We start from the raw sequence: 12,799 nt of genomic DNA, 5'->3' as shown, positions 1-12,799 counted from the left end.
CATTTTACAAACCTCGTATTTTGCCCCATCCTTCATTAAAGAATTTTGAAATTAGTTTGGCATTTAATTCTACTTCTTCTCTGCTTTTAGAATGAACAGCAACTTCAGATAAAGCATAATAATATGCATGGTTAATTAAGTGAATTCCCATATCGGTTATTACACTACCGACACCATCTTCACCATAAATCATGCTTAATATTTTGATGTGATTTTTATCTTCTATTTCCACGAGTTCATCTAAAAAATTACTGTATTTTGTTCCATAAGAACCAAACACTAATAACTCAAATGCATCTTTATTTTCAAAAAAATACAAGACCATCTTAACAGCACCATGTGCTTTAGAGTCTAAAATTTTATAAATGGTTTCTTTCCCAAGTGGAACTTCCTTTTTATATGTCTCAAAACTCTCATCCTCATACATAGCATAGTATTTTCGTATTTGGCTTACAATCGGCTCAACTAACTCAGAAAAAAGTGCTTCCTTATCCTCAAAATGACCATAAAACGCCCCAGTAGTAACACCTGCTTCTTTGCAAATAGCTCTTAAATTTGCCTTTTCAAATCCTTGTTCTTTGAAAATTTTCTTACCGCTATTAAGAATCCTATTATGAGTTACTTCATAATCTCCGTTTGCCACGATTTGCCCTCCTTTCTTCAAATATAACTTAGTTATATTGTAGCACATGTTATATTTGAAAGTCAAGATATTTATACACATACATTGACTTCAACTCCTGACTTGAGCACTATCTTTAGTTCCTCATCATATACAACTACCTTATCTACAAGTTTCCTTACCAAGTCTTCATCGTAGCTTTCTATTTCCAATTCCTGATTATCTAAAAACTCTTCTAATTCCTTTAGTCTGTTTTGTTCATTCTTCTCTTCCGCTATATTTAGAAGTATCTTTTCTTTTTCATTTCTTAACTCTTCCACCTTGTCTGCAAGGTCTGTATAATCTTTCTTGGCATTTGCGACTTTTAAAAGTTCTTCTTGAACTTTTAGCATTTCTTTGTCTATTTCTTCAATTCTGCTACTTACATTCCATGTTATTACTTGTTCTATATTCTCTTTTATTATTTCTTTTAATTGACTGCTTTCAGATATAAGCTGATTGATTGCTTCTACAACTGCTTCTTGTAGGTCTTCTTCTCTTATGGTTCTTGCTTCACATGCTTCTGGTCCATGGGTTACTCTTGTGCAGCATCTCCAAACAGTATATTTCTTTCCTCTGTTGTTCCATGCTATTCTTCTGTAAATATCTCCGCATTTAGAGCAATAGACAATACTTGAAAGAGCGTATTTGCTGGAATAAATTCTTCTTTTCCCTTTGCCACTTACCATATTAGCTCGTCTGTACATTTCTTCTCCAACTCGCATGAAGATTTCTTTAGGTATAATGGCTTCGTGGTTATTTTCTACATAATATTGAGGTGCTATTCCATCATTTTTTACTCTTTTCTTATTTAGAAAATCCACTGTATAAGTCTTTTGTAAGAGAGCATCCCCCATATATTTCTCATTAGTTAATATTTGATTGAGGTTTGACACATGCCATTTCTTATTTCCTGCTCCATTTACTATCTTATCTTTTTCAAGCCCTTCTTTTATATCTCTTAGGCTTGCTCCTTCTAAATATTCTCTGTAGATCCTTTTTATAATTTTTGCCTCTTCAGGAACGATGACAAGTTTTCCGTCTTCGTCTTTTGTATAGCCTAAGAACCTATTATGGTTTACTTGGACTTGCCCTTGTTGAAATCTATATTGAAAGCCTAACTTTACATTTTGTGATAAAGACTGACTTTCCTGTTGAGCAAGAGATGCCATAATGGTAAGGAGAACTTCTCCCTTGGCATCCATGGTGTTGATGTTTTCTTTTTCAAAATAGACTGGGATGTTGTTTTCTTTTAGTTTACGAATATACTTTAAGCAGTCTAGTGTATTTCTGGCAAACCTCGATATGGACTTTGTAATGATATAGTCGATATTTCCTTCCATGGCTTCTTCAATCATTTTGTTAAAGCCAGCTCTTTTCTTTGTGTAAGTTCCACTGATTCCTTCATCAGAAAAAACTCCCGCAAATTCCCAATCTGGATTTCTCTTTATATAATTTGTGTAATGGTCTACTTGCGTGTCATAAGAAGTTGCTTGCTCATCACTATCTGTTGATACCCTCGCATAGGCTGCCACTCTCAGTTTCTTCTTTTCTGATTCCTTGATGGAATTTCCTTTTTTCTTTTTCGCTGGTATGACTATGACCTTGTTATTCATCATCTATCACCTCGATTAAATTGTACTGGTGGCTTGCTCGTTCAAAGGGTTCTAGTGGTAAAACTCCTTCTTCTTTATATCTAAACTTACAAGGAACTTTAATAATCTCTTCTTCCTTTTCCCAAACTCGTCCCATTGCCTCTGCCCTTTCTTTTAGCATTCGACCTGCCTTTTCAAAGCTTTCTCTATCCATTATCTTGGGATAGATGTCATTGCCGAAATATTTTTCATTGGTTAATATTCTTTTGACACTGGAGCTGTTTTTCTTCAAGCCTGCAAGGTCTGCCGACTTTATAAGTGCATTGCCAGCAAGATAGTTTTTAAAGATTTTTCTTATATTCTCTGCTTCTTTTTCTTCAACTTCTAAACTTCCGTCTCTTATGGTATAGCCATAACATAGTCTAGACATCTTTTCTCACTTCCTCTCTTAATACAAGTCCACACTTTAAATGAAAATCAAGAGTCTCTCTATTAACAACCTGAATGTGGTCAATGATTTCTTCAAGCAAGTCATCTTCAAAGTGATCTATCATTTTACTTTTATCTAAGATTCCTATTAGTTTTTCAAGCTCTCTTATTTCTTCATCATTTCCAAGGATGGCTTTTTTGCTTCTTTCCTTTTCCATGAGTAGATTTCTTTCTTCACTTGAAATTTCACTGCTTTCTTTTGCGTAAATACTTGCATCTAAAACGCCTGATCTTATTAGTTTGTTTAGAACTTCTTTTCTTTCCTTTATTTTTTCTAAGCTTTCTTCGATTTTATTTATCTTCTCGACTTCTTCATTGCTGTCCACTCTCTTTAGTGTTTCTAAGAGTGGCATTAGAATTCTATCTTTTCCAAAGATTAGCTTGTTAACTAAAGTTACAAATTCCAGTTTTATGCCCTTGTCTTTTATAAACTTCATAGAACACTTATTGATATCTTTTAGGTGCTCACTACAGGTCCAAGCTATATATTTATCTTTGCCATTATAGTGATGCCTTCTTTTAAAGCTTGAACCACACTCACCACACTTGATTTTCCCCGATAGGCTATATCTATTTTGATATCTTTTAGTGTCTTTTCCGTTTCCTTTTGCTATAGCCCTTATCTTTATTAGGTCTTGTACTTTTTCAAAATCCTCTCTACTTACAATGGCTTCATGGTTATCAATAATCTTATATTGGTCTTCTTCTCCATTATTTTTATGTCTATTATAATTTTCATCTGTATAAGTTTTTTGGTAGATGACATCGCCTATATATTTTTCATTTTTTAAGATTCCATTTATAGTCGACCCATGCCAGCTTGCACCTTTTTGTCCTTTAATCTTTCTCTTATTTAAATCTTCTGCAATTTTATGCGTTCCCTTACCTGAAAGATACTGTTTAAATATTTCTTTTATAATCTTGCCTTCTTCTTCATTCACTACCATCTTTCCGTCTATATTCTCATAGCCATAGGGTGGGCTTGATATAATGAACGTTCCATTTTGAAATCTTTTCTTTATGGACCACTTGTTATTTTCTGATATAGACCTGGATTCACTTTCTGCCAGGGATGAAAGTATGGATAGCATCAACTCACTTTCCATGGTTCTGGTATCAATATTTTCTTTTTCAAAATAGATACCAATGTTTAAATCAAGAAGTCTTCTTACAATTTCCAAACAGTCTGTTGTGTTTCTTGCAAGTCTTGAGATTGATTTAGTTAGGATGAAGTCTATTTTTCCATCTTCACAATCTTTTAGCATTTTTAGAAGACCGTCTCTACATTCTTTCTTGGTTCCAGTAATGCCTTCGTCATAGTATAAACCTGTAAATGTATATGACTTGTTCTCAGATATCATCTTTTCGTAGTGTGATTTTTGCGTTTTAAGACTTACTAGCTGAGCATCCTCATCTGTCGATACTCTTGCATAGGCAGCGACTCTTAATATCGATTCCTCTTTTTGATTTGCTTCTATTTTGGTTATCTTTTTCATCGTCTCACCTCTCTTTCTCTTAGTGCTATATTCCCGTACAAGTGAGTATTTATCAAGTCTTATAGCAATAATTCTGAAAGAATAGGTTTGAATTTTTTAATGTTTTCTCTCCTGATTTTTCTATATTCTTCAAGGCTAATTTCATCTAACAAAAATAGGTCTTGGATGAATTTATCCGATAGATAAAAGTTAAGCTCTGCCTTTAAATCCCTTTCTGTATATTCAGTTTTTAAAATTTCTTTTCTGCCTTCAAACTTTTCTACTCTCATACTCCACCCCCTATATCACAGGCAAAGAAATTAAGGCTATTTTTAACCCTAATTTTCTTTCCTCTATATTCCTTAGGACACAGGGAGTGGTTTTGAGTAAAAATTAAATAATTAAAAAATTTAGATTAAAAAAGACCCATCAGTATTCCTGTACGAATACCAATAGGTCAAATATAATATTTGATTTTTATGTAATGATTCTGTTCTTTAAGGAGGGTCTCAAACTTTCTCTATTTGGATACAATTTAATGCTTTATTTTTAGAATGAATTTTTGTGATTTTGCACATCCCTTTTTAAAAGTGTTAAAAGGTATGTAAAATATTGATTTTTATCTACCAATATCAGATGAGTATTCTTTTACTATAAGGTTTTCTGTTTTTCAGTCTTCATGTATGCTTGTAAGTTCAAGGAACAAAAAAAGAGGACTCCTGCTCTTGGGCATGGCTAGTCCTCTAAAATGAAAGAAACTCTTTCTGATAAGAATTATATTTAATTTTTTAACTGAGTTATATAGCTTATAAACAGAATAAACCAAAGAAAAAAGGTAAATTTACTTTAATTATCTTTATTTGCATATTTCCCTCCATTCTTTTAAATAAACCTACTTATTATTCATTACTTGAATTTTTCAAACTAATTTTATCCATCCTATTTAATTCCCCAAACATCATTACTACACCAGCTATTATCATAATTAAATCTACAAGGGGTTCTGCAAACCATACTGCTTTAACTCCAAATATCATTGGTAAAATAATCATGGCAGGTACGAATAAAAATAACTGTCTTAGCATTACTATTATGCCGGCTTTTTTTGCGTTTCCTATTGATTGGAAGAATGTTATAGTCATTACCATTACTCCATATAGGATAAAGATAGAATAAAATAATCTAAAGTTCCCTATCCCTTGAGTTATAATACTTTCTTCTACTCCAAATAAGGAAAGTATATTCTTTGAAAATGCTAATGCTGGTATCCAAAATATTGATGCAAGAACTAATCCTCCGATAGAAAATACCTTCATTGCTTGCCTTACTCTGTCATATTGCTTTGCTCCGAAGTTTGTTCCGACAACAGGCTGCAATCCTTGACTCATTCCCCAAAGTGGAATGAATGAAAAGGCATATATTCTAAGTGTTGCTGCCATCAAGATAGCATTTGTATCTCCGCCATATTTAAATGACATTTTATATAGCATTGTTTGTTGAATCATAAATAAAATTTGCATCATCATAGCAGATGACCCTACGCCAAACATTTCTTTTTTTATTTCCTGATCAGGTTTGATTTTATTTATTTTTACTGCTTTACTTTTATATTTGAAGTAATGGAGTGTTATTATTGCTTGAACAAATTGTGCTGTAATAGTTGCAAGTGCAGCCCCTTCTATTGCGTATTTCCCCATTAATTTCATTAGTATGGGATCAAGAATTATGTTTAAAAAAGCCCCTAGCCCCATAATGAGCATTGCTTTTTTCATTAATCCTTCTCCACGCATAACCATGTTTGCTGATTGAGTAAAGTTTACAAAGAAAGAACCAATGAAAATTACTCGTAAATATCTGATACCATATTCTTTAATTTCTCCACTTGCTCCAACCATATCTAAAAAATGTGGTGCAAGTAAAATTCCGCCTATTGTAATAATTGATGAGAATAGAATAACCCAAAAGATTAAATTCCCCATAATTTTATCAACTGTTTTTTGGTCGCCCTTTCCTATAGCTCTTGATAAAACCGATGCTGAACCTACACCTATGAGTGTAGATACTCCACTATTAAAAAAGGTAAGTGGCATAGCTACACCACAAGCTGTCATTGCAGTTTGTCCTATAATATTTCCTGCAAAAATTCCATCCATTAGTGGATAAAGACCTATTACTATCATTCCTATTACAGCAGGGACAGATAATTGAAAAAGTAAATCTATGGGTCTTTTTGTTAATAATTGTTCTTTCATATCTTGTTTCATAAAATCATCCTCCTTTTTTCATATTCTTAAAATCCAAACCACTTGTAGGTTCGTCAAAAATTAAGATTGATCTATTACTCAAATTTAAATCTTCCACTTATCAGATTGTTTTCTGATTTCAATAAAATCCTTATATATTCCATGTTTAGATGCAAGTTCACTATGTGTTCCTACTTGTTTTATAACACCATCTTTTAAAACAACTATCTGATCTGCATTTTTTACAGTAGAAAGCTTGTGTGCAATTACAATAACGGTTTTGCCTTTTAATAAGTTTTTCAAAGCAATCAATAATTCTTTTTCATTTTCTGGATCTACGCTCGAAGTTGCCTCATCAAGAACTACAAACCTACTCTGTTTTAACATGGCTCTTGCAATAGAAATTCGTTGACGCTCACCACCCGATAGATTTGAACCCCCTTCTTGCAAAACAGTTTCATAAGCTTGTGGCAATTTCATAATAAAATCATGGCACTGAGCTTTTTTGGCAATATCTATCATTTCTTCATCTGTTGCATTTGGATTACCAAACTTAATATTGTTTTTTATGGTATCATCAAAAAGATACACGTCTTGAAAAACAAAGCTAAAATTTGAAAGCAATTCATCATACTTGTACTGTTTAATATTTAGATTTCCAACTTTTACTTCGCCAGAATTTACATCCCAAAACCTCGCCATTAAATTGCAAAGTGTTGTTTTACCACTTCCTGAAAATCCAACAAGAGCAGTAGTTTTCCCATCTGGAACAAGCATACTTATATTATTGAAAAGATTTTCTTTTCCATAAGAAAATGAAATATTGTTCATTGATATTTCTGCTTTATCTACTTCTGTCATTTCACCTTCTTCAATTACAGGCAAATTTCTTAAATTTATAACAGTATTAAGATTTCGTACGGCAACACCCTTAATACTCTGCATACTTCCTGCTAATTCAAATCCAGAAAAAACAACAAAACTCATAACAATTAATATAATAGCTTTAGTAACTTCAATATCCCCTGATAAATATCTTATTATAGAACTAAAAATTATCACACAAATACCAAGTTTAAATACTAACAAGAATAAAAACTGTGTTGGAACTAAAATTTTTTCTACAGCAAGGAAACCTTTGCGACTTTTTGTAATACTTTCGTTTAGTTCCTTAACTGTATTTTGATCTTTTCCAAATGCTTTAGTTATTCCTATCCCATTTACATACTCAAGCATTTTTTCACTTAAATCCAATTTAAGTCCTAACAATCTCTCTGTTAGTTGATCTGTGCTTTTTTGTGTGAATAAGTTTACTAAGGTTCCAACAATCAAAGTCAACAATATAATTATAGCTGTTGCAAAATCATAAGGTAGTATGAAAATAACCATAATTAGTGTCTGTATTGTACCTACAAGCATTTGCTCAATAATAAAAACTCCTATTGTTTCAAGTTCACCTATAACAGTTGACAATGCTCCTGCTATATTCCCTAAAGAATTTGTGCTGAAATATCCCATGTTTACATTTTTTAAACGATCACCAATATATAATCTATTTTCTGCTCCTAAATTGTACGAAGCAATATATTTGTTTTTATCAGCCAGATATCCAAATATAATTTTCCCCACCAAACTTATAGCTGCAATAATAAAAACAATATACACATCTTTCATTAAAATGCTTTGGTTCGTAAATATATTTTCACAAATTTTGGTCAAACATAATAGAATTGCGCCTAAAGAAACTCCTTCAAATACTCCCTTAAATACATCAAAAATGAGCATTTTTGTTATTTTATTTGAATATGACCCTGACACCTCATATAAAGTTTTTATCAATTCTCTCACTTTATATCACCTCGATTTCTTTAGATTCTGTATATACATCCCACATTTTTTTGTATCTCCCATTTAACTCGAGTAATTGTTTATGAGTACCTTCTTCAATTACTTCTCCATTATCCACCACAATTATTTTATTTGCATTTACAATTGTAGATAACCTGTGAGCTACCATAATCACTGTTTTATCTTTAATTAACTTATCAATAGACTGTTGAATAACTGATTCATTGTCAGGATCAGAATATGCTGTTGCTTCATCAAGTAGTACAATAGGACTATTCTTTAAAAAACACCTAGCTATTGCAATTCTTTGCTTTTCTCCTCCAGAAAGATTTGCTCCTCCCTTCCCTACAATAGTTTGATATCCATTTGGTAGACCCTTTATAAAATTATAGCAACTCGCTTTTTCACAAGCCTCTTTAATTTCATCCATACTCGCATCTTCCTTCGCCATCTTTAAATTTTCTAATATTGTTTTATTAAAAAGAAAGTTTTCTTGCGACACATAGCTAACAAGCTCCATATTCTGTTTTAAAGGCAATTCGTTCAAATTTGTTTTTCCAATTAAAATTTCTCCATTAGAAACATTCCAAAATCCTGCGATTAGTTTTGTAATAGTAGACTTTCCACTACCTGAATTTCCAACGATTGCAGTTAACTCATTTTCATTTGCTTTAAACGAAATATTATTTAATACATTCTTTGACTCTTCATATGCAAATGTAACATCTTTAAACTCTACATCATAAGATTTTATATCTCTTACTTCTTCTCCTCTTTTTAAGTTAGGAATTTCCATTATTTTTTTTATTTCTTCAAATACAACTTTTATATTTGCTATTGTTTCCATATGACTCATAGCTTTTATTAATGGTTTATATGAAGCATATGATAGCAATATACACATGATAAGAGTCCCTACTTCAACACTACCCTTCATAAAGAAATACAAGGAAGCTGGTAAAACGAATACCATAGTTGACGGGATAGTTTCCATAGTTGCTGTCATTGAAAAACAAACACTCAAATACCAATCAAGCATTGCGTTCTTATTCTCTTCAACAGTCTTTCTAAATTTCCCAAATGATGATGCTGATTTATTAAATGCTTTTATAACTTTAATACCATTTACATATTCAACCATTGTCGTATTCATAGCTTTAGCTGCTTCTTGGTATCTTTTAGATTTTTCTTCATAACCTCGCATCATTAACATTGAGAACAATAATCCCAATGGAATTGTAAGTAAATTTGCAATTCCTATTCTCCAGTCCATTATAAAAATTGTTATGATCAATACTATAGGAATGAATATATTAGCAATAACTTCTGGAATCACATGAGCAATCGGTTTTTCCATTTTATCAAGTGTTTCCACCATAAATTGAGACCACTGTCCGCTGCTTTTTCTTTCAACTTCTCCCATAGAAATTTTACTTAATTTGTCAGCTAATAACTTTCTTTTATCTTCAATAATCCTGTAGGCAAGATTATGAGAAATAATAGTAGATATTTCATGAAATAATATACTTGCCATAAATCCCAGAAATATAGCAAAAATATATGGATAATAATTATTTAAATTTGTATTTTTTGCAACCAAGTTATTAATAATGGCTGCTACAGAAAAATAAGGTATTACACCAAATCCTACTCCTATTATCGCAATGAATACAGCTGCGAAAATCTTGCTTTTATGTCCCTTTAAAATATCCATCTTTTACCTTCTTTCATAAAATCTTTTTATTCTGCCATCGCAAATCTCCAATAATTTATTACATGTACTATCAATCAATTCATTATCATGCGTAACAATAAATATAATTTTATTATTTGAAAATTCTTTAATGACTTTGCTTATTTCGAGCATATTTGTATAATCAAGTCCACTCGTTGGTTCGTCCAAAATAATAATTTCTCTATCCATTAACATCCCCAATGCTACAGAAAGTCTCTGCATTTGACCTCCTGATAAGCACATAGGATGACGATTATCTAATTTTTTAAGATCTAATTTTTCTAGAATATTATCTATTTGCTTTTCATCTATTTTAGAATCAAATAAACTAAATTCATCTCTTACAGATTCAGAAAAAAACTGGTGAATTACATCTTGCATAACCATATAACAAAGTTCTCTTCGTTTTTTATATTTTATGGGACTTCCTTTATAGTTTATTTTTCCTTCGTTTTCTTTCAACAGTCCACATAAAATTCTCATTAATGTTGTTTTTCCTTGACCATTTTTACCAGTTATTGCAATAATATCTCCCTTGTTTCCGGAAATATTTATCTTATCTAAAATTTTTTGTTTCTTATTTTCATATTCTAAATTTGAAACTACAAAGTCATCAGATTCACAAAATGTGACAGGATTTGTAAAATCATCATTTTTCTTTCTTACAAAAGTTCTAAGTCCCAGTTTCTTTCGTGATTCGTCAGTAATTGAAGAAAATTCCACATTTGAAAAAACATATTTTATTTTTCCGTCTTGTAAATAAATAGCTCTATCAATTAAATCCATTAAATAATAGAGTCTATGTTCAGAAATAATAATTGTCTTGCCCTGAGCTTTAAGATTTATAAGCATCTCTCTTATTCTTTCAATGCCATACTCATCAATATTTGCAGAAGGTTCATCAAACACATATACATCTGGATTGGTAACATAAATAGATGCAATAGCAAGTAATTGTTTTTCTCCACCTGACATCATAAAAACATTTCTGTTTTTTAATCTTTCAATTCCCAAATCACGTACCACTTTAAAAACTTGTCTTTTTATTTTATCAGGGTTTTCACCTAAATTTTCTAATCCAAATGTTAGTTCACTATCTGAATCTAAATTAAAAAACTGTGTTTTGGGGTTTTGAAAAATTGTTCCCACTTTTTCAGAAATTTCATATATCTTCATTTGTTTTGTGTTTATCCCATTTATAAAAATATTTCCTAATAAATTTCCCTCTAAAAAATGAGGAATCAATCCATTGATTAATTTTGTTATAGTTGTTTTCCCAGAACCAGATTTTCCGCATAATAAGATAACTTCTCCTTGATTAATCTTTATTGAAATTTTCTTTAACTGTTCTTCTAAGCTTCTCTTATAGGAATATGAAGCTTCATTTATATTAATCATGTTTCGTACCTCTTATAAAAATAACTTGAACTTTAAATTAAAGAACATCAGAATGCATAATAGAATAATTATTAGATCCCAAATGTTAAATCCTGCATCATCCATAAAAGTCTTTCTTGCAGGATTTTCTATCCCTCTTACTGTAATAGCCTGAGCTAATTCATCTGCGGTATTAGAAGCTGTAACTATTAATGATATTAGTCCTAATTGTATCTTTTTAAATCCAGTCACGCCTCTTATTTTTATTGCATCTGAGATTAATATTTTTTCTTCTCTTAAAGATGGAAAATATCTGATGCCTATTGCTAGAGAAATAATTAGGCTTTTTGGAAAATGCATCATTTTTAAGGCATACATAATATTTCGTATAGGATTAGTTTTTACAAGAATTTGACCAACTAAAAAAATCGGTATTAACTTAGGAGCATGAATCACCAATAATCCAAAATGTGCTGATATGACATCTGGTAGAATCGGCAAAACAAAATATTTCAATCCCTGTAATAATACAAACATAGATAATGCCTTTAAAGATATTTTAACAAGTCCCATAAATAAGGCTATAATAGCAACAATTAAAAGAATAAAAAAATCTAATTTTAAGCTATTATTTGCAAAGCTAATAATACTAACTGAAATCAAAAAAATGATTTCAGTTAGTGGATTTAGCTTTATAATGCCTCTTACAATACCCTCCATTTACATAATTCCAGCTTTCTCAAAACGTTTTTTGAACATTGTTTTACCTATATATGCACCAATGACTCCTCCAATAAATGCAGTAATGATCATCCCGATAAGTGTTGGAATTGAAATTAAAGTTTGTAATTTATTTACATATTCTGGACTCATTCCCATTTTAATAATAGACTTCATATAAGATTCTTGGAACAACCACATAGGCAATGGTGAGCCAATCAACCCAATGCAAATCAATCCTGAAGATACTATTACGCTTTTTTGACTTTTATATCCCAAAATTTTTCTAGTAATTTCTGCTAAAACCCCTGCAATAACGCAAGTTATGACAATTGTAAAAGTGCATTCTCCTATAGCAAAATATATAATCCCTGTAATTGCTATCAAAAGTAAAGCCGTTCCTGGTTTTGGCACCTTAGAGACCAACAACATGTAAATAAAATTACATATTATGCCTGTCATTGCTGGCCATAATAACCAAAGTATCGGAGAAAACACAGGAATAAACATTACCGCCATGGATAACGCCATATAAATCACTGAAAAAATGCCGATGTTAACTAAATCTTTTGTTTTTAATTTTGATTCATTCATTTGAATACCTCCATTTAAATTTTTATATTTATTTACCAGTTACAATATGATTGATTCAAAAT

General features: G+C 31.1%; 11 protein-coding genes. All 11 read right to left on the bottom strand.

Features of this window, described 5'->3' with window-relative positions; genetic code table 11:
* Nucleotides 1-4: 4 nt before the first annotated feature.
* Complete coding sequence (locus BN2087_RS05215) at nt 5-643, bottom strand: TetR/AcrR family transcriptional regulator (RefSeq protein WP_004835143.1); 639 nt, start codon at nt 641-643, stop codon at nt 5-7.
* A gap of 71 nt (nt 644-714) precedes the next feature.
* The gene (locus BN2087_RS05210; protein ID WP_049690793.1) at nt 715-2,277 is read right to left on the bottom strand and encodes a recombinase family protein; all 1,563 of its coding nucleotides are present in this window, start codon (nt 2,275-2,277) and stop codon (nt 715-717) included.
* A complete protein-coding gene (locus BN2087_RS05205) occupies nt 2,270-2,686 on the bottom strand; it encodes a recombinase family protein (RefSeq protein WP_044565597.1) in 417 nt (138 codons plus the stop codon). The genes BN2087_RS05210 and BN2087_RS05205 overlap by 8 nt, the downstream gene beginning before the upstream one ends.
* Entirely contained in the window at nt 2,679-4,241 is a 1,563-nt protein-coding gene (locus BN2087_RS05200) for a recombinase family protein (RefSeq protein ID WP_049690792.1), read from the bottom strand. The genes BN2087_RS05205 and BN2087_RS05200 overlap by 8 nt, the downstream gene beginning before the upstream one ends.
* A 59-nt stretch (nt 4,242-4,300) precedes the next feature.
* Nucleotides 4,301-4,510: an SHOCT domain-containing protein gene (locus BN2087_RS05195; protein WP_049690791.1), complete on the bottom strand. Its 210-nt coding sequence runs from the start codon at nt 4,508-4,510 to the stop codon at nt 4,301-4,303.
* 609 nt (nt 4,511-5,119) lie between these two features.
* Entirely contained in the window at nt 5,120-6,484 is a 1,365-nt protein-coding gene (locus BN2087_RS05190; RefSeq protein WP_049690790.1) for an MATE family efflux transporter, read from the bottom strand.
* 84 nt (nt 6,485-6,568) lie between these two features.
* Entirely contained in the window at nt 6,569-8,311 is a 1,743-nt protein-coding gene (locus BN2087_RS05185; protein WP_049690789.1) for an ABC transporter ATP-binding protein, read from the bottom strand.
* Between the two features lies 1 nt (nt 8,312).
* Complete coding sequence (locus BN2087_RS05180; protein WP_049690788.1) at nt 8,313-10,025, bottom strand: ABC transporter ATP-binding protein; 1,713 nt, start codon at nt 10,023-10,025, stop codon at nt 8,313-8,315.
* Between the two features lie 3 nt (nt 10,026-10,028).
* Complete coding sequence (locus tag BN2087_RS05175; RefSeq protein WP_049690787.1) at nt 10,029-11,444, bottom strand: ABC transporter ATP-binding protein; 1,416 nt, start codon at nt 11,442-11,444, stop codon at nt 10,029-10,031.
* 12 nt (nt 11,445-11,456) lie between these two features.
* Nucleotides 11,457-12,143, bottom strand: coding sequence for an energy-coupling factor transporter transmembrane component T family protein (locus BN2087_RS05170; RefSeq protein ID WP_000398547.1), 687 nt, complete (start codon nt 12,141-12,143; stop codon nt 11,457-11,459).
* Nucleotides 12,144-12,737: an MptD family putative ECF transporter S component gene (locus BN2087_RS05165; protein ID WP_049690786.1), complete on the bottom strand. Its 594-nt coding sequence runs from the start codon at nt 12,735-12,737 to the stop codon at nt 12,144-12,146.
* Nucleotides 12,738-12,799: the final 62 nt, after the last annotated feature.

Origin of the sequence: Anaerococcus jeddahensis (assembly GCF_001182725.1) — a bacterium.
GTDB classification, from domain to species: domain Bacteria; phylum Bacillota; class Clostridia; order Tissierellales; family Peptoniphilaceae; genus Anaerococcus; species Anaerococcus jeddahensis.
This window is presented reverse-complemented; position numbering and strand designations above follow the sequence as displayed.

Bases quoted from the DNA above. Each gene is read 5' to 3' on its own strand.
- BN2087_RS05210 (WP_049690793.1), bottom strand. From the start codon at position 2,277: ATGAATAACAAGGTCATAGTCATACCAGCGAAAAAGAAAAAAGGAAAT.
- BN2087_RS05205 (WP_044565597.1), bottom strand. From the start codon at position 2,686: ATGTCTAGACTATGTTATGGCTATACCATAAGAGACGGAAGTTTAGAA.
- BN2087_RS05200 (WP_049690792.1), bottom strand. From the start codon at position 4,241: ATGAAAAAGATAACCAAAATAGAAGCAAATCAAAAAGAGGAATCGATA.
- BN2087_RS05195 (WP_049690791.1), bottom strand. From the start codon at position 4,510: ATGAGAGTAGAAAAGTTTGAAGGCAGAAAAGAAATTTTAAAAACTGAA.
- BN2087_RS05190 (WP_049690790.1), bottom strand. From the start codon at position 6,484: ATGAAACAAGATATGAAAGAACAATTATTAACAAAAAGACCCATAGAT.
- BN2087_RS05180 (WP_049690788.1), bottom strand. From the start codon at position 10,025: ATGGATATTTTAAAGGGACATAAAAGCAAGATTTTCGCAGCTGTATTC.
- BN2087_RS05175 (WP_049690787.1), bottom strand. From the start codon at position 11,444: ATGATTAATATAAATGAAGCTTCATATTCCTATAAGAGAAGCTTAGAA.
- BN2087_RS05170 (WP_000398547.1), bottom strand. From the start codon at position 12,143: ATGGAGGGTATTGTAAGAGGCATTATAAAGCTAAATCCACTAACTGAA.
- BN2087_RS05165 (WP_049690786.1), bottom strand. From the start codon at position 12,737: ATGAATGAATCAAAATTAAAAACAAAAGATTTAGTTAACATCGGCATT.